This window comes from Nonomuraea sp. NPDC049725, assembly GCF_040674795.1.
GTDB lineage: Bacteria > Actinomycetota > Actinomycetes > Streptosporangiales > Streptosporangiaceae > Nonomuraea > Nonomuraea ceibae.
Genome location: NZ_JBFANJ010000003.1, coordinates 585,789 through 603,698 on the forward strand (window position 1 = coordinate 585,789; position 17,910 = coordinate 603,698).

General features: G+C 74.1%; 14 protein-coding genes. 7 read left to right on the forward strand and 7 right to left on the reverse strand.

From position 1 onward, the window contains the following. The first annotated feature begins 8 nt into the window (after positions 1–8). From AB0J53_RS10630 to AB0J53_RS10650, 5 genes are all read left to right on the forward strand, one after another. Positions 9–383, forward strand: coding sequence for a helix-turn-helix transcriptional regulator (locus AB0J53_RS10630; protein ID WP_246645267.1), 375 nt, complete (start codon positions 9–11; stop codon positions 381–383). A 10-nt stretch (positions 384–393) separates the two neighbouring features. Further along, the gene (locus tag AB0J53_RS10635) at positions 394–810 is read left to right on the forward strand and encodes a VOC family protein (RefSeq protein WP_219507313.1); all 417 of its coding nucleotides are present in this window, start codon (positions 394–396) and stop codon (positions 808–810) included. A gap of 132 nt (positions 811–942) precedes the next feature. Continuing rightward, a complete protein-coding gene (locus AB0J53_RS10640) occupies positions 943–3,084 on the forward strand; it encodes a glycogen debranching N-terminal domain-containing protein (RefSeq protein ID WP_219507311.1) in 2,142 nt (713 codons plus the stop codon). 44 nt (positions 3,085–3,128) lie between these two features. Further along, on the forward strand, positions 3,129–4,250 hold the full coding sequence (locus AB0J53_RS10645) for a glycosyltransferase family 4 protein (RefSeq protein WP_364170865.1): 1,122 nt from the start codon (positions 3,129–3,131) through the stop codon (positions 4,248–4,250). Positions 4,251–4,323: 73 nt separating this feature from the next. Continuing rightward, the gene (locus tag AB0J53_RS10650; RefSeq protein WP_364170867.1) at positions 4,324–4,758 is read left to right on the forward strand and encodes a DUF2267 domain-containing protein; all 435 of its coding nucleotides are present in this window, start codon (positions 4,324–4,326) and stop codon (positions 4,756–4,758) included. 13 nt (positions 4,759–4,771) lie between these two features. Here AB0J53_RS10650 and AB0J53_RS10655 read toward each other — a convergent pair whose 3' ends face one another. The 3 genes from AB0J53_RS10655 to AB0J53_RS10665 form a co-directional block, all read right to left on the reverse strand. Further along, complete coding sequence (locus tag AB0J53_RS10655; RefSeq protein ID WP_364170869.1) at positions 4,772–5,368, reverse strand: hypothetical protein; 597 nt, start codon at positions 5,366–5,368, stop codon at positions 4,772–4,774. Between the two features lie 86 nt (positions 5,369–5,454). Then, complete coding sequence (locus tag AB0J53_RS10660) at positions 5,455–6,114, reverse strand: lytic polysaccharide monooxygenase (protein WP_219507306.1); 660 nt, start codon at positions 6,112–6,114, stop codon at positions 5,455–5,457. A gap of 248 nt (positions 6,115–6,362) precedes the next feature. Then, positions 6,363–6,731, reverse strand: a complete 369-nt coding sequence (locus AB0J53_RS10665) for a peptidase inhibitor family I36 protein (protein ID WP_357589840.1) — start codon at positions 6,729–6,731, stop codon at positions 6,363–6,365. 239 nt (positions 6,732–6,970) lie between these two features. Here AB0J53_RS10665 and AB0J53_RS10670 point away from each other — a divergent pair, with 239 nt between their 5' ends. Further along, on the forward strand, positions 6,971–9,364 hold the full coding sequence (locus AB0J53_RS10670) for a glycoside hydrolase family 3 N-terminal domain-containing protein (protein WP_364170872.1): 2,394 nt from the start codon (positions 6,971–6,973) through the stop codon (positions 9,362–9,364). Positions 9,365–9,369: 5 nt separating this feature from the next. Here AB0J53_RS10670 and AB0J53_RS10675 read toward each other — a convergent pair whose 3' ends face one another. Continuing rightward, entirely contained in the window at positions 9,370–13,557 is a 4,188-nt protein-coding gene (locus tag AB0J53_RS10675; protein WP_364170874.1) for a hypothetical protein, read from the reverse strand. A 488-nt stretch (positions 13,558–14,045) separates the two neighbouring features. On the opposite strand from AB0J53_RS10675, the gene AB0J53_RS10680 reads away from it, so the two are divergent. Beyond that, positions 14,046–14,213 carry a hypothetical protein gene (locus tag AB0J53_RS10680; RefSeq protein WP_364170876.1) on the forward strand — a complete coding sequence of 56 codons (168 nt, stop codon included), beginning with the start codon at positions 14,046–14,048 and terminating at the stop codon, positions 14,211–14,213. A gap of 248 nt (positions 14,214–14,461) precedes the next feature. Here the strand turns inward: AB0J53_RS10680 and AB0J53_RS10685 are convergent, their stop codons facing one another. The 3 genes from AB0J53_RS10685 to AB0J53_RS10695 form a co-directional block, all read right to left on the reverse strand. Further along, positions 14,462–14,971 (reverse strand): hypothetical protein, encoded by a 510-nt coding sequence (locus AB0J53_RS10685; RefSeq protein ID WP_364170878.1) that lies wholly within the window; start codon positions 14,969–14,971, stop codon positions 14,462–14,464. A 528-nt stretch (positions 14,972–15,499) separates the two neighbouring features. Next, on the reverse strand, positions 15,500–16,660 hold the full coding sequence (locus AB0J53_RS10690; protein WP_364170880.1) for an acyltransferase family protein: 1,161 nt from the start codon (positions 16,658–16,660) through the stop codon (positions 15,500–15,502). Positions 16,661–16,925: 265 nt separating this feature from the next. Next, positions 16,926–17,852, reverse strand: coding sequence for an alpha/beta hydrolase (locus AB0J53_RS10695; RefSeq protein WP_364170882.1), 927 nt, complete (start codon positions 17,850–17,852; stop codon positions 16,926–16,928). Between the last annotated feature and the right edge of the window lie 58 nt (positions 17,853–17,910).

The following is a 17,910-nucleotide window of genomic DNA, read 5'->3' on the forward strand; positions in this document are numbered from 1 at the left end:
GCGACGCGATGGACCGCGACTACGCCGAGCCGCTCGACGTGCAGGCGCTGGCCCGCGTCGCCCTCATGTCGCCCGGCCACTTCTCGCGCAGCTTCCGCGCGGCCTTCGGCGAGACGCCCTACAGCTACCTGATGACGCGCCGGATCGAGCGGGCCAAGGCGCTGCTGCGGCGGGGCGACCTGACGGTGACGGAGGTCTGCTTCGCCGTCGGCTGTACGTCGCTGGGCTCGTTCAGCTCGCGGTTCACCGAGCTGGTCGGCGAGACGCCGAGCGCCTACCGCGCCCGCGCCCACGACGAGGGCGCCGCCATCCCGGCCTGCGTGGCGAAGATCTACACCCGCCCGATCCGAAACGCCGATTCGAAGCGCACCTCCCGCCCGTAGTGTGGCAGGCATGGACATCAGGCTTTCGCAGTGCTTCATCGCCGTCGACGACCACGACAAGGCGCTGGCGTTCTACCGCGACGCCCTCGGCCTGGAGGTCCGCGCCGACGTGGAGTTCGAGGGGATGCGCTGGGTGACCGTGGGCGCGGCGTCGCAGCCTGGCGTCGACATCGTGCTCGAACCGGCCGTCACCGACCCCGGCGCCTCGCCCGCCGACCGGGAGGCCATCGCCGCCCTGCTGGCCAAGGGCCTGCTGCGTGCCGCGATCTTCGAGACCGACGACTGCGACGCCATGTTCGAGCGGGTCCGCGCGGCGGGCGGCGAGGTGCTGCAGGAGCCGGTCGACCAGCCGTACGGGGTCCGCGACTGCGCCTTCCGCGACCCGGCGGGCAACCTGGTGCGCGTCAACCAGCCGCTCGCCCGCTGACCCCGGGCGCCCCGCCGTAGCCCCTGCCGTATTGCCGGTATTTGCGCCGGTCATGGCAATGGTTCCGCCTGCGCCGCGTGGCCCGTCCGAGCGTGGGTAACGTGCCTGCGCAGGAGCGGAGGGGGCACGAGGGTGAACGCGTGGACCTTTGAGGGGCAGCCGGGGGCGCTGGGCGACACGGTGACGCTGGTCGAGGGGCCGTCGTTCTGCGTGTGCTCCCGGGGCGGCGACATCCTGCCGGGCCAGGCGCAGGGCGTCTACCACGCCGACACGCGGCTGCTGTCGTGGCTGGAGCTGCGGGTGGACGACGTGCCCGTCGAGGCGCTCCAGGTGATCCCGTCGGAGCCGTACCACGCCACGTTCCTCGGCAAGGCCGGGCCGCGCCCGGGGCGGGTGGAGAGCACGCTGCTGGTGGTGCGCGACCGCTACGTCGGCGGCGGCCTGCGCGAGGACCTGACGCTGCGCAACCTGTCGGACGAGCCGATCGGCTGCGCCGTCTCCGTCAACCTGGGCTCCGACGTGGCCGACCTGTTCGAGGTGAAGGCCGAACGGGTGCGCCACGCCACCGACGTGGAGATGACGCCGCAGGGGGCGGGGCTGCACATCTTCTCGGCGAGCCGGGCGCGCGGCGCCAGGGTCGTGGTGGAGCCCGCGGACGTGGGGGTGACGGCGGCCCCGGGGCTGCTGGCCTTCCGCGTGGTCGTCCCGGCGCGCGGGGAGTGGCGGGCCACGATCCTCGTCAACCCGATCATCGAAGGGGTGGAGACGTCGGCCTGGTTCCCCGCCAGCCACGCGATCGAGCACGCCGGCCCGGCCAGGCGGCTGGCCGACTGGACCCGCCGCGGCCCGGCCCTGCGCACCGCGAACAAGGGCCTGAACGAGGTGCTGCGCCGCTCCCGCCAGGATCTCGGCAGCCTGCGGCTGTTCGACCCGGACCATCCCGAGGACCCGCCGGCGATCGCCGCGGGCGCGCCCTGGTACATGACGCTGTTCGGCCGCGACTCGCTGCTGACCTCGTGGATGTCGCTGCCGCTCGACCAGTCCCTCGCGCTCGGCACGCTGCGCAGGCTCGCCCGCCTGCAGGGCGCCAAGGTCGACCCGCTGACCGAGGAGGAGCCCGGCAAGATCATGCACGAGCTGCGCTTCGGCGTGGGCGGCGGCGTTCCCGCGGACGGCGGCCAGGCGTACTACGGCTCCGTCGACGCCACCCCGCTGTTCGTCATGCTGCTGGGCGAGCTGCGCCGCTGGGGCCTGCACCCCGACGCCGTCGAGGAGCTGCTGCCGCACGCCGACGCCGCGCTCGGCTGGATCGAGCGCTACGGCGGCCCCGACGGCCTGCTCTGGTACCAGCGCAAGACCGACCACGGGCTGATCAACCAGGGCTGGAAGGACTCCTTCGACGGCATCACCTTCGCCGACGGGACCGTCGCCCGCCCGCCGATCGCGCTGGCCGAGGTGCAGGGGTACGTGTACGCCGCGCACGTCGCACGCGCCCACTTCGCCAACGCCTTCGGTGACGCCGAGACCGAGCGGCGCTGCCTGGAGCGGGCCGACGAGATCCGCGCCCGGTTCAACGAGCGCTTCTGGCTGCCCGGCCGCGGCTACTACGCGATGGGGCTCGACGGCGCCGGGCAGCCCATCGACGGGCTCGGCTCCAACATGGGCCACTGCCTGTGGACCGGCATCGTCGACGAGGACCGGGCCGCGTCGGTGGCCGCGCACCTGATGTCGCCGGAGATGTTCACCGGCTACGGCGTGCGCACGCTGGCCTCCTCGATGGGCGCCTACAACCCGATGAGCTACCACAACGGCTCGGTGTGGCCGCACGACAGCGCGATCGTCGCCGCCGGGCTGATGAGCTACGGCTTCACCGAGGAGGCCCAGCGGCTGGCCGCCGGGCTGCTCGACGCCGCGCAGGAGCTCGGCGGCCGGCTGCCGGAGCTGTTCTGCGGCTTCGACCGGTCGGAGTTCGCCCAGCCGGTGCCGTTCCCCACCTCCTGCTCGCCGCAGGCGTGGGCGGCGGCGGCCCCGATCCACCTGGTGCGCTGCCTGCTGCGGCTGGACCCGTGGATCCCGGCCGGCAAGATCTGGATCGCGCCGGCCTTCCCCGAGGGCCTGGGCGACGTGCGCATCTCCGGGCTGCCCATCGCGGGGGCGCGCCTGGACATCGAGACCGCGGACGGCGGCCGGTCCGCCACCGTCACCGGCCTGCCGGACGGCATCGAGCTGATCGGCGAGCCGCGTCCACCCATCAGCACCGTGTGCAGGCGCTGACCTGGGGTAGCACTCAGCGCAGCCTTGCGGGGAGGGGGCTCGGCATGGGCTCATTGATCGATCTCGCGCCACAGCGGGTGCGGTGGCGCGCCGGTACGGCGGCGGGTTTGCGCATCGTGATGGTCGCGCCGCCGTGGCAGGAGGTGCCCCCGAAGGCGTACGGCGGCATCGAGGCGATGCTGGCCGACCTGATCACCGGCCTGGCCGGGCGCGGCCACGACGTGACGCTGATCGCCGCCGGCCGCGGCGGCGTGCCCGCGCGCTTCCTGCGCACCTACCGGGAGCCGCCGTCGGCGCGGATCGGCACCGTGCTGCCGGAGGTGCTGCACGCGGCCTGCGCCCAGCGGATGCTGTCGGCGCTCGAGGCCGACGTGGTGCACGACCACTCGCTCACCGGGCCGCTGACGGCCGCCGCCCGCGCGATTCCCACCGTGGTCACCTGCCACACCCGCTCCGACGGCGAGTACGGCGAGTACTACCGGGCGCTCGGCAGCCCGCTCGTGGCGATCTCCCACGCCCAGCGGGCGCTCGCGCCCGACCTGAACTGGGCCGGGACCGTGCACAACGCCCTGGACACGGGCTCGTTCCCGTACCGCGAGAGGAAGCAGGAGTGGGTGCTGTGGCTCGGCCGCTTCGGCGACGACAAGGGCGCGCACCTGGCGATCGACGCCGCCCGCGCGGCCGGGCGGCGCATCGTGCTGGCCGGCAAGCTCACCGAGGAGGTCGAGCGGGCCTACTTCGACGAGCACGTGCGCCCCAGGCTCGGCCCGGACGCCGTCTACGTCGGCGAGGCGGACGCCGCGCACAAGCGTGAGCTGCTGGCCGCCGCCCGCTGCCTGGTCTTCCCCATCCAGTGGGAGGAGCCGTTCGGCATGGTGGTGATCGAGGCGATGGCGTGCGGCACGCCGGTGGTGGCGCTGGCCCGAGGCTCGGTGCCGGAGCTCGTCGTCGACCGCGTCACCGGTTTCGTGCTCGGCTCGCCGGAGGAGCTGCCCGCCGCCATCGAGGCGGCCGGGTCGCTCGACCCGGGCGACTGCCGCCGGCACGTGGAGCGGGCGTTCGGCGTCGACGTGATGGTCGACGGGTACGAGCGCGTCTACCGGCGGATCCTGCGCTCGGCCACCGGCGGGCGGCCCGACCCGTACCAGAACCTGACCTCGGGCTAGCGTCACGCCCGATTTGTAGTGGTTTGTCGTTTTCGGTCGACGGGTAGCCGACCCAGGAGGGTGAGGAGGAGCCATGAGACACGACGAGTTCATCGGACAGGTACAGGCCCGCGCCCACCTCGGCGGGCGCGACAAGGCCGAACGCGCCAGCCGGGCGACGCTGGAGACTCTGGGCGAACGCGTCCCGGAGGGCCTGGCGGACAAGCTCGCCGCCCAGCTGCCCCACGAGATCGGCGAGAACCTGCGGCGCACCGAGGTCTACGGCGGCCTCGGCACCGGCGAGCACTTCGGCCGCCACGAATTCGTCCAGCGCGTCGCCGCCAGGGCGGGCGTCGACGAGCCCCGCGCCCTCTACCTCGCGCGGGTGGTGCTGGAGGTGACCGGCCAGGCGACGCAGGGCGGCATCATGAACAAGGTGCGCGACAGCCTCCCCGAGGACCTGCGCGACCTCGTCACCTCGGGCAGCCAGGGCGCCATCCACCACGGCGCCACCCATCACGGCGGCTGACGCGGCGCCGCTCTCAGGCCGTCGCCACCCACGGCAGGTCACCGGCCGGTATGTGCAACCGCGCGGCCTCAGGCCGTCCGGTTTCAGGTGCGGTTTCGGGCGCGGTCCCAGGCGTGGTCCCGGGTTGGGCGCCTTCGGTCTGTACGGGGCCGGTCCGTACGGGGTCCGTCCTCATGGTGCCGGGCCGCAGCGGGTCCGGCTGTTCGGGTGAGGCGACGCAGCGCCAGCACAGGGCCGGGCCGTCGGGCGGCACCGGGTGCCCGCAACTGCGGCACGCGCCGCCGCCGCACCCGTCGCAGGCCCCCACCTCGGCGCCCGTCGCGTCCCGGGGCGGGGTGCAGCCGTCGAGGCAGCGGACCAGCCCCATCTCCCGGTCGCTGAGGATGCGCCGCAGGTCCTCGTGATGGATCGGCTGCAGCGCGGCCAGCAGATCGGCGAGCGCGGCGTGGATGTAGGCCACGGCCTGCTGCAGCTCCTCGCGGTCGGTGGCGGGCGCGGGCGCGAACCCGAGCTGCCCGGTCAGCGTGCGCAGCCGGGCGCCGAAGCGCGCGCACTCGCCGATGACGCACGCCGCCATGTCGACCGGCTCCTGCGGCGGGTGATCAGTCATGTACCCACAGTAAGACGGGCGCCCCGGTTTCGCCGCGTATGACGCGCTGGCCCGGGACGCCCGGCTGACACCAGACGTCGGCGTCGTCAGAAGGTGACGTCGCTGCAGATGTAGTACGTCTGGTCCATGTGCGAGGCCTTCCACACCGTGTAGATCACGTGGCGGCCGGTGCGGCCGGAGGCGCTCAGGTTGCTGATGACGTAGTTCTGGCTGGGCGCGTAGCGGGGCGTCTCACGGATGAGCTCCAGGTGGTTCCAGCCGAGGGGCGTGGTCGTGGCGTCGTAGCCCTGGCGGGTGAGGTAGACGCGGATGTAGTCGGCGCCGTGGCTGGCCTGGTCGTACAGGTTGATGGTGAAGGTGCCGCCGAGGCTCGTCGTCTTCCACGGGCCGGGCGTGTCGAGGGAGCGGTAGCGGGCGCCCTCGGTGAGGCCGCCGCTGCACAGCTGGCCGTTGGGGACGGCGGCCTGGTGGTTGCCGCCGACGTTGTTGCGGTAGAGCCCGTTCCAGTTCCACATGGCGTTGGGGTTGTCCTGCCAGGCCTGCCAGCACATCGGGTCCTGCTGCTGCATGGCCGGGTTCTGGAAGTCGGAGCCCCAGCGCTGCCAGCAGCCGTAGTTGCGCGAGGCGGGATCGACGACCGATCCGTGTGCCGAGGCGCCGCCGGCGAGGGGGACGACGTTGAGCAGGGCTACGGACAGCAGCACGACTGCGGCGCGCAGGGCCCAGTGAGTCTTGCCGTGGGGCATGGTGGCGGTCTCCGTGTTCCGGTCAGGGGGTTCCGGGGGAGCGCTCCCGCGTGGGTTGAGGGGGACGCTATCTGACCGGGGTGCTGTCAACAACTGACTGACCCTGTAATCCCCCTGCCGGGCGGCCGTGATCAGTGGGGCGAGCAGCGGAAAGGCGTACGGCGATCCAGTTGAAAGTTTCACCGTCCGCCGGCCCGGAGACGGCGGAGCCCCCGCCCGGGCGGGCGAGGGCTCCGGAGAGGGTCGGATCAGGACTCGGGCGGGACGTAGCAGGACGGGCCGTTCGGGCCGCCGAAGCGGACGCCGTCGAAGAAGTCGCGGTAGTCGATGTAGAAGTTGCCCTTGCCGCCGGCGCTGGTGGTGGCGGTGCAGCCGCCCCAGTTCGCCTCGGAGTAGAGGTGGACCCTGGTGCTCGTCCGGTTCCAGTCGGACTTGGCGCGGTCGGCCATGCCCAGGACGGCCAGGTCGGGCGTGTCGCTGGTGATCTGGATGATGTCACCGGTGCCGTCGAGGCCGGAGAACATGCAGTAGTTCCCCACCTGGCACCGGTCGTACCCTTCGGCAGCCTGGGCGGGAGCGCTCATCAGGGAGGCCATCGCGAAAGCCGCGATCGGCACAGCCAGCAATTGAAGCTTCTTGCCCACCATTCCTCCATGGGTGAAACTTTTCTTCGGAACGGCTCGAACATACCTCGCCCGATCTTGCGCGGGAAGGGGTGATCGTCCGCTAATTCCGCCGCGTGAAAATTTCACCGCGACCGCCCTGGTGGGAGGCCATGCGGGTGCTCCGGTGATGGCGGCAGCCGGTCGGGACGGCCTACCGTGAGAGCGCTCCCAACACTGAGGAGGCGGAGGCCGTGCGCATCCACCGGGCCGTCGTGACCCTGCTCGTCGCCGCCGGCATGGCGGTCCCCACCGCCGCCGATCCCCCCTACAAGGACCCCGCGCTGCCCGTCGCCACCCGGGTCGCCGACCTCATGTCCCGCATGTCGCTCGACGAGAAGCTCGGCCAGATGACCCAGGCCGAACGCGGCTCCGTCAGCGCCGCCGACATCACCGCCTACCGGCTCGGCTCCGTCCTGTCCGGCGGCGGCTCCGCGCCCTCGCCCAACACCGCCGCCTCCTGGGCCGACATGTACGACAGGTTCCAGAACGCCGCCCTCGCCACCCCGCTCGGCATCCCCATCCTGTACGGGGTCGACGCCGTGCACGGGCACAACAACGTCCACGGCGCCACGATCTTCCCGCACAACGCCGGACTCGGCGCCACCCGCGACCCCGCCCTCGTCGAACGCATCGGCCGGGCCGTCGCCGAGGAGGTCACCGGCACCGGCGTCGACTGGAACTTCGCCCCCTGCCTCTGCGTCGCCCGCGACGACCGGTGGGGCAGGACGTACGAGTCCTTCGGCGAGACGCCCGAACTGCCCGCCGCGATGGCCACGCTCGTCACCGGCCTGCAGGACGGCCCCGCCTCCGTGCTCGCCACCGCCAAGCACTACCTCGGCGACGGCGGCACCGCGGGCGGCGACGACCAGGGCGACACCCGGCTGAGCGAGAGCGAGCTGCGGGCCGTGCACCTGCCGCCCTTCGAGGCCGCGATCGCCCGCGGCGTCGGCTCCGTCATGATCTCCTTCAGCAGCTGGAACGGCGTCAAGGTGCACGGCCACCAGTACCTGATCACCACCGTGCTCAAGGGCGAGCTCGGCTTCTCCGGGTTCGTCGTGTCCGACTGGAACGGCGTCGACCAGATCGACGGCGCCCCCGGCTTGTCCGCCCAGGACGTGCGCACCGCGATCAACGCCGGGATCGACATGGTGATGGCCCCCACCGACTGGCGGCGCTTCATCGACCTGCTGCGCGCCGAGACCCAGGCCGGACGGGTCCCGCAGACGCGGATCGACGACGCCGTACGCCGCGTCCTGACCAAGAAGTTCGAGCAGGGCCTGTTCGAGAAGCCCCTCACCGACCGGTCCTACACCGCCACCGTCGGCAGCTCCGCCCACCGCGCCCTGGCCCGCGAGGCCGTCGCCAAGTCCCAGGTCGTGCTCAAGAACAGCGGCGGCGTGCTGCCGCTGCCCCGCGACGGCCGGATCTTCGTCGCCGGCAAGAGCGCCGACGACATCGGCTACCAGAGCGGCGGCTGGACCATCTCCTGGCAGGGCTCGCCCGGCGACATCACCCCCGGCACCACGATCCTGGACGGCATCAGGGACACCGGCGCCACCGTCGCCTACAGCCGCGACGGCCGCGGCGTCGACGGTTCCTACGACGTCGCCGTCGCCGTCGTCGGCGAACCCCCGTACGCCGAGGGCGACGGCGACCGGCCCGGCGGCCTCGGCCTGGACTCCGAAGATCTCAACACGATCGCCACCCTGCGCGCCGCCGGCGTCCCGGTCGTCGTCGTGCTCGTCTCCGGCCGCCCGCTCGACGTCGCCCCGCACCTGTCCGGCTGGGACGGCCTCGTCGCCGCCTGGCTCCCCGGCACCGAGGGGAACGGCGTCGCCGACGTGCTGTTCGGCGCCGTCCAGCCCACCGGCAAACTGCCGTTCACGTGGATGAGCAGCTCCTCCCAGCAGCCCATCAACGTCGGCGACGGCAAGACGCCGCTGTTCCCGTACGGGTTCGGCCTCACCTACGAGCCGGCCGGCGAGGACACCGACCCGCCCACCGCCCCCGGCGCCCCCTCCGCCTCCGCCGTCACCTCCTCCTCGGCCACCCTCACCTGGGCCGCCTCCACCGACGACGTGGCGGTGACCGCGTACGACGTGGTGCGCGTCCAGGGCACCGCCGAGACGACCGTGGCCACCACCGCCGCCGCCACGGCCACCCTCACCGGACTCGCCCCCGCCACCGCCCACACCTTCGCCGTCTACGCCCGCGACGCCGCCGGCAACCGGTCACCCCGCTCCGCCACGGTCACCGTCACCACCGCACCCACGGGAGGCGGCGGCTGCTCGGTCACCCCGGCCGTGCAGAGCCAGTGGGACACCGGCTACGTCGTCCAGGCGAACGTCACCAACACCGGCGCCGCCCCGCTCAACGGCTGGAGCGTCACCCTCACCCTGCCGCCCGGCCACCGCATCACCGGCCACTGGAACGCCGTCCCCACCACCAGCGGGCAGACGGTCACCCTGCGCAACGCCGCGCACAACGCCACGCTCGGCCCGGGCGCGACCACGTCGTTCGGCTTCCAGGCCACCCGCCCCTCCGCCGACCCCGCCCTGCCCTCCGCCTACACCTGCGCCCCCTGACCCGGCTACCCGCCGCAGGGCGGGTCGTAGTCCAGGACCGGTGACACGTACCTCCTCCACAGCTCCGGCGTCATCGCGTGACCCGTTGACCCGCACAGGAGCGCGAACGCGCGCTCCGGGTCGGCCTGCCAGAGCCGTACGGTGCCGTCCTGGCCGCCGCTGATGAGCACGTCGCCGCGCGGGCTGAACAGGACGGCGTTGACCGCGCCGTTGTGGCCCGTGACCGGGAGCCCGTGGGCGGAGGCGGCGGCGGGGGCGGAGGTGTCCCAGAGCCGGATCTGGCCGACCGCGCCGCTGGCGAGCAGCCTGCCGTCCGGGGCGAAGCTCACGCTGGAGACCACGCCACCGGCGGGCAGCGGCGCCCCGACGGCCTTCGGGGAGCCCGGCCGCGACAGGTCCCACAACCGGACCAGGTTGTCCCCGCCGCCGACGGCCAGCAGCGAGCGGGCGCTGACGTCCAGGGAGATGAGCGTCTGGTTCGTGGCCACCTGACCGGCCAGCGCGGGAACGGCTCCGTCCCCCGTCCGCCAGACGTGGACGGTGCCGAACACCTCGCTGCTGTAGACGTACGGCCCCCCGGGCGCGGCCGTCATGCTCTTGATCGGCAGCGGCTGCCCGCGCAGCTCACCCCCGAGCGCGGTGGGGCGGGCCGGGTCGCTCACGTCCCAGGCGCGCAGCGTGCCGGAGTAGCCGCCCTGGAGATCCATCGAGGCGGCGGCCAGGGTGTGCCCGGTGGCGTCGAAGGCCAGCGCGGAGATCATGGTGAGCTGCCTGCCGGGCGCCTCACCGAGATCCACCGGACGGGCCGGCGCGGAGACGTCCCACAGCCGTACGGAGCCGCCGCGGTTGCCCGTGGCCAGGATCGTCTTCCCTGACGTGCCCGGCCCTTGCCTGATCGCCAGCGCCTCCACGACGAACAGGGACTGCGGAAGCGCGCCGACCGGGGTCAGGCGCGCCGGGTCGGAGACGTCCCAGAGCGTGACGTGGAACCCGGAGGCCACCGCGAGCAGGCGGCCGTCGCCCGTGGTCGCCAGCGCGTTGACGGTCAGCCCGCCGCCCGTGACGGCCAGGGCCGGAGGCAGGCGCCAGAGCCGTACGGTGCTGTCGCCGCTGGCGCTGGCCAGCCTGCTTCCCGTGGCGTCGAACGCCAGGCTGCTGACGACGCTGGTGTGCCCGCGCAGCGGCGGGCCGAGCGTCCTGGCATGCGCCGGGGAGCCGGTGTTCCAGAGGTAGATGCTGCCCGAGTTGTCGCCGGAGGCCAGCACGCGCCCGTCGGGGCTGAAGGCGACCGCGCTCACCGTAGTGGACAGGAACAGGGTGTTGCTCACCTTCGGCCGCTTCCGGTCCGCGAGGTCCCAGAGCAGCACGCGGTTGTCGCCTCCGGCGGTGGCCATCACGTGCCCGTCCGGGGCGAACGCGACCTGGTGCACGACGCCTGCGTGCCCGCCCAGCTCGCCGCCCAGCGGGGCGGGCCGGGCCGGATCGGCCACGTCCCACAGCCGGGTCAGCAGCCTGCGCCGATCGCCTGGGCCGGTGCCCCCGGTGACGACGAGCGTGGCCCCGTCCGGGCTGAACGCGACGGACGTGACGCCCTCGCGCTCCCGGGACAGCACCGTGCTCAGCCGCCGGGGCCGCCGGGGATCCGCGACGTCCCACAGCTGCACGGTGCTGGCCGTGGTGCCGGGGGTGTCCGCCCTGGTGCCGAGGGCCAGGGTCCGGCCGTCGGGACCGAACCTCAGGCTCACCACCATGCCCTCCGACACGGTCACCGGGTCCGACAGCGCCACCGGGCGCCGGGGATCGGAGACGTCCAGGAGCCGGATGGTGCCGTCCGAGCCGCCGCGCGCCAGCAGGTCGCCTTCCGGGCTGTAGGCGAGCTGCTGCACGAAGACCCGCTCACCGGCGCTGAGCTCCTCGGTCAGCGGGGCCGGGCGGGCCGGGTCGGAGACGTTCCAGAGCCGCAGCCGCCTGGAGCCGGTCGCCAGGGTGCCGTCCCGGCCGAAGGCGACCACGGGGGAATGGGGGTAGTGCCCCGGCAGCGTGGTGGAGAGCACGGACCCCGCCTCCGTCATCAGCCGGGTGCGCAGGGCGGGCGTCGGCCGCATCCGATACGCGGTCAGGTCGAGCTGCGCGGCCAGCTCACCGTTGGTCTCACGCTGACGGTCGGCCTCCGCCGCGACCCGTTCGAAGATCGCGTTGTCGCGTTCGGCGACGGCGGCGCTCTGCTTGTCCAGGGCGAACACGGCCAGTCCCGAGGCGATCAGCGCGAGCACGCACACCGTGGCCACCGCCGCGCGCCGGATCCGGCGGCTGCGCCGCTCGTGCCGTTCGGAGGCGTCGACGAACTGCCTGACGAGGGGCGTGACCTCCGCGCGGCTCGCCGCCGCCGCCCAGCCGCGGGCCAGCTCCAGCCTGCTGCCCCGGTACAGGGCGGTGACGTCCTTGCGCCGGCCGCGTTCCCAGGCGACGGCCGCGTCCTCCACCTCCTGGCGGATCAGGGCGTTCGTCCCCTTCTCGCCCCGGCCGATCCAGTCGTCACGCAGCTTCGGCCAGGCCCACAGCAGCGCCTCATGGGTGATCTCGACGGTGACCGAGCCGCCCGCCCGCTCCACCCCCTGGCTGAGCAGCCGGGCGCGGGTGAACCGCTCGGCCGCTTCCTGCGCGCCCGCCGGGTCGGCGGCGGCCAGCATGAGGTCTTCCTGGGTCCGGCGGCGGCTGGTGACCTCGCCGTTCTCGCCGACCCTGACCAGGGCCAGGAACAGCGTCCGCGCCGCCTCCCGGGCGGCCGGTGACAGCTCCCCGAACTCCTCCTCCGCGCTGGCCGCGACCGCGCCGTCGATGCCGCCGGACGCGTGGTAGCCCTCCAGGGTCAGGGCATCGCCCTTACGGTTCAGCCACGTCACCCACAACGCGTGCGCGAGCAGCGGCAACCGCTCCGCCCTGTACGCGCCCTCGTACGGGCCCGCCGCGCCACGCAGGTCGCGCAGGATGACGTCGACCACGCCGGGCGCGAGCGACAGGCCGCTCCGCCTGGCCGGCTCCGTCACGGCCCGGCGCACCTCGTCGCCCGTCATCGCACCGATGAACACCTGATGGTTGGCCAGCACGTCACGAAGATGGGAGAAACCGGCGCACGAGCCGTAGAAGTCCGCGCGCAGCCCGTAGAGCCCCAGCGCGACAGGCTCCTCGGCGCTGGGCTGCTGGGCGTCGGGCTGCTGGGCGTCGGGCTGCTCCGCGTCGGCCTGCTCCGCGTCGGCCTGCTCCACGCCGGGCCGCTCCACGCCGGGCCGCTCGGCGCGGGGCGCCGCCGTCGCGGTCAGGCGGGCGAGGGCGGCCACGAACCGGCGCCGCACGGACTCGTCCGGGCACAGCGTGAACAGCTCCTCCAACTGGTCGACGACCAGGACGATCCTGCCGCCGGGCGGGAGCTTGAGCCGCTCGCGTATCAGAGCCGCCGGCCCGGCGGAGCCCTCCTCCAGCGTCGTCGCGACCCGCGCCTCCTCGGCCCCCGTCAGTGCCGCGAGCTTCGCCACGAGCTCCCCGAACGGATCGGCCGTGGGGGTGAGCACCAGTCGCGGCCAGTGCCGGGAGCCGGGCAGTTGCCCCCTGGCCAGCGCCGGAAGCACTCCCGCGTGCAGCAGCGACGACTTGCCCGCGCCCGAGGGCGCCACGACGGCCAGCGGGCTGCGGTCGGCAAGACACCGTTCGAGCCGGTCCATGACCCTGCTGACCAGCGCCTCCCGCCCGAAGAACCACTCGGCCTCGTCCCCGGTGAACGCGCGCAGCCCCGGGTACGGACACGTTTCCCCCGCCGCCGGACGAAACCCCGGTCGCTCCTGCACGCCGGCGGCGCGGGCCTGCTCCCAGCGCTTCTTCCACAGCTCGTGCTGGCTGCGCCACCAGGCGTGCCTCAGCTCGTAGGCGGGCGGGCTGCCGGCGTGCTCCAGCAGCACGCGGACCAGCGTCCACAACGGCACGAAATCCTGGGCCGCGCTGCCCCGGGTGAGCCAGTCGCTGACCGTCTGCGGGGTCAGCCTCGCCGCCGCCCGCTGCGCGGTGAGCAGCTCGTTGGCCCGGTCGATCACGTCCCGGCGCCGCAGCCCCGGGGCACGCTCCCGGGCCGCCTCCTCCAGCGCCTTCAACGCCTCCCGCAACACCGCCCGCGCGGCAGGCAGCTCCCCATCACCCGCCATACACGCAACCCCCCACGACGACCGCCCATCCGGCCCGTCCTGCCCGTCCTGCCAGTCCTGCCGGTCCTGCTGGCCCGGCCCGTCCGGCCCGTCCGGCCCGTCCGGCCCGTCCGGCGAGTCCGACCGATCCGGCGGGTCCGACCGATCCGGCCCATCCGCTCGGTCCGGTCGATCCTGCCCACCTGGCCCGTCCCGCCCATTCGCTCGGTCTGGTCGGTCCGGCCCATCTGGCACGTCCGCTCGGTCCGGTTGAACCTGCCCACCGGGCCCGTCCGGTCGCTCCAGCTGGCCCTGCCCATCTGGCCCAGCTGGCCCATCCGGCGCGTCCGGATCGTCCGGCCGGACGGGCGCTGGAAGCGGCTCTGACCTGGGTCGGAAGGCTCCTCATCCGGCCCGTCCGGGAACCGTTGGCCGGATGCCGCCCCCACGATGAACTTGCACCCACCGCAGCCGATCCTCCGGCTGCCGAGCGCGGGAGGGACACCTCGATGAACCCTGCGGAATGGGTGCTGGTGCCGATCGTCAGCCTGGCGTGCGTGGCCACGGCCGCCGTCCTCATGGTCTGGGCGGCCACCCGGGGATGCGCCTCGGCCGACCGCGCCCGCATCCTGCGAGCGATCGCCGAGGTGATCCGCGCGGTGTGGGGCAGGCGATGACACGCCAGGGCCACGCGACAGCGACCCGTGAAGCTGACGTCCAGTGTCAGACCACCCTTCGCCGACGACCCGGGCGACACCACCAGCACCGAGATCTCCCGCAACCTTGATCACCACAAGGCAGGAAAATCGTAATGCACCGATCACACCCCGTGAGATGGAACGGCCGAACTGACCCCACCCCGCGGCTACGGCCCCGCTTGTTCGCGGGCACGGCGCCACATCGGTGGGGGCGCGGGGGCAGGGGATCAGCCGCCGGGGCCGGTCGGGTTCAGCGGCGCCATGTCACCGTGGCTCGGCAGGTCGCCACGCTCCACCGGGGCTGGCGGCGGTGACGGCGTGCCCTCGGTGACGACCGGGCGGGCGCCCTCGGCGGCCTCCCGCAGCACCGCACGGTCGACCCGCTCCACGTCGCCGATCAGCCGAAGGTGGTGACGTTCGCCCACGGCCACGTACTCGTGCCTGCCCTCGTGCACCGCGTACCAGCCGCCGCCGTCCCGCTCGCACGTGCCCACGCACCGGTACGGGCCCCGGTCGACGCGCAACTCCACCTGCCCGCCCTCGGCCGAGGTGTAGAACGCGCCGAACCCCTCCTCGTTGACCACGCCGATCGACTGCTCGGCCAGCTCGTACCCGGGCAGCTCCACCAGGTAGATGAGATCCGGCGCCACCCCCTGCCCGAGCACCCGGTCCATCGTGGGGCCGCTCAACGCCGCCCCCTGCCCGCAAGCCGCCGTCACCAGGAGCAGCAACAGCACGGGAACCCATCGGCGCGACACACCCCGCAGTCTCCCCGCCCGACGACCAGACCGCCATCCTCCGTACGACCTTGTAATCAAACGCACAACCCAGGCGAAACTCACCCCCGGAAGGAGTCTCACCCCTGGGAGGGGGTCTGAGCGCGGGAAGGGGCCTCACCCCGACGGGGTCTTTCCTCCGGGCGGAACCTCACCCCGAAAGGAGCCCGGAAGAAGTTTGAGCGCGGGGAGGGGCCTTACCTCCACGGGGTCTTACCAACGGACGGGGCCTCGCCCCCGGAGGGGCCAGCGCAGGGAGGGGCGTTATCCCCGGGCGGGGCGCTGTCCCGGGCGGGCCGTACCCCCGATGGGGCCGTACCCCCGATGGGGCCGTACCCCCGATGGGGCCGTACCCCCGATGGGCCCGTACCCCCGATGGGCCCGTACCCCCGACGGGCCCGTACCCCGGAGGAGCCATACCCCCCGGCGGGCCCGCACCCCGGAGGAGCCAAACCCCCCGGCGGGGCCTTACCTCGGGAGGGTGCGACCTCAGCCTGGGCGGGTGTGGCGTCGGCGGGGCGGGCGGCGGCGCTCGTACGCGTGAAAGGCCAGCACGCACACCGCCAGTGCCGCCGCGAACGCCGGCAGCCACGCGACCCGCCACGCCACCCACCCGAACCCGTCCGGCACGGTGTGCAGCCCGGCCACCGCCGTCCCGGACGTCAGCGCGACGGCGGTGACCGCGATCATCGCCGTCTGATGCCACAGGAAGATCGTCATCGCGCCCAGGTTCACCAGCGCCACCCCCGCCCAGAGGCGCGGTCTTCGCAGCGCCCGCCGTAACGGCCCGGCCAGCAGCATCGCCGCCCCGCACTGCGCCAGCCCGAACGCGACCGCCGCCAGCGAAGGCGGGTCCAGGTTGGACACCGACGCCCCCGGCACCCCCACCATCGCCGCCGGATACCCACCCCACCCGACCAGCCCTGCGGCCACCACCGCCCCGCCTGCCAGCAACCCCCACCCGGCCGCCCGCCCGCGTGGCCGCCCCTGCGCCCAGGCCGCTCCCAGGCAGTACGGGACCAGCCACCCGCAGATCACGTTGACCCCTTCGACCCACCCGGCCACGCCGTCCCACCCGGGCGCGGGATCGTTCAGGCCGTAGCGGACGAGGTCGCCCAGCGCTACGGCGGCGAGCGGCCACCACGGGCTGAGCCGGGCGGCCAGCGGCGTCAGCGCCGTCAGCAGCGCGAGCACCAGCAGGAACCACAGCGGCGACCACACCAGCTTGACCAGCGCCCACACCGTGTCCTGGTCGGCCCCGGCGGCGAGCATCGCGACGGCCGCCACCGCCCACACCGCCGCCACCACCACGACCGGCCGCGACAGCCGGGCCAGCCGCGGCCCCAGCCACTGCGCGTACGTGCCGCCCGCAGCGCGCGCCCGCACGTAGCCCTGGGCGCTCACGCGGCCCGCCACCAGGAAGAACACCGCCAGCGTCTGCAGCAGCCAGGTCAGCGGGGTGAGCTCCGGCAGCTGCTTGAGCGGGCTCGTAACCCGCAGCGTCCCGCTGTCGGCCACCACAGCGGTCACCAGCCAGTGCCCGAGCACCACCCCCAGGATCGCCAGCGCCCGCAACGCGTCGATCCCCCGGTCACGATCCGCCGGGGTGGCGTCGGCGATCCGCCGCACGAACCCTCGCGCCGGGAGCACACCACCGCCCCCGCCACGGCTCTCACGGCGGCCGGCCGAGGCGTTCTCGGCGACCCGCGGGACACGCCCAAGCGTCCGCCGCCCCGCCGAGAACGCGACCGGCCCGCCAAGACGGCGGCCATCAGGGGGCGGCGTCCCACCCTGCCGCCCGGACCGTCGGCCGGCAACAGGCGCACTCTCCGATGGGGGCGGAGACTGCGGGGTGGAGACGGAGAGGCCCGCTGGTGCCGGGGACCGGGTGCTCGCAGGCGGCAGGGCCGGGAGGTCAGGCACGGGGAGCCTCGCCGGTGACGATGCGGGCGATGTTCGCCAGCGACACGGACCCCGCCTTGAGGTAGTCGCTGTGACCCCCGTCGCCCGCCGCGAACACGCGGGCGCCGAACCCGGGCGTGACCGGGTCGGGCCCGAAGCCGAACGGGACGGGCAGGTGCGGGACGCGGCCGATCCAGTCGCCGCCGCCCCGGCCGGCCCACACGGTGGCCCGGGTGCGCAGATCCTCGACGTCGTCGGCGCCCGCGCCCGGGCTGCCGTAGAGGACGAGGTGGGCGACCTCCAGCCCGGGCGCCGCCCGCCCGCACACCACGGCGCCGTACGAGTGGCACAGCAGCGAGATCGTCGCTCCGGGCTTGACCCCCGCCAGCTTCCGCACGAACGTTCGCAACGCCGGTGCGGCTTCGTCGGCCAGGGCGGTGGTCAGGGTGTCGAGGCTGACGGTCCGGGGCGTCGCGTAGCCGAGCCAGGTGACCACGGCCGCGCCGTCGCCGAGCGCCTCCGCCAGTCGCCTCGCGCCGCCGCGCAGCAGCCCGTACTTGTCGAGGCTGGTGTCGGCGCCGGGCACCACCACGGCGATCCGCCGGGCGGCGGCCAGATCGCCGAACACCTCGACGACCCGGCCGCCGTCGCGCCCGTCGAAGGACAGGAACCGCCGCCCAGGATCCGCCATGACCCGCAGCGAGGCGGCCCGGCGCCGGTCGCCGTGGGCGGCGGCGGTGCGCTCGGCCGCCAGCACCTCCCGCCGCCCGGCGGCGTAGTGGGCCGCCAGACCCGCCGCGGTCGCGGTGAGCGGCGGCAGCGCGGCCGGGACGGGCGCGGGCACCGCGGACGGCCGGGCGGCGCCCGGCACCGGCACGGCTATGGCGGCGCCGACCAGCGCGGTGAGCAGAGGGCGGCGGATCCTGTTGACGTCGATCACGCCCACGACGTTGCCGCAGACCGGCCTCCCTCCACATCGGACCGTGGGTCCATTCCGG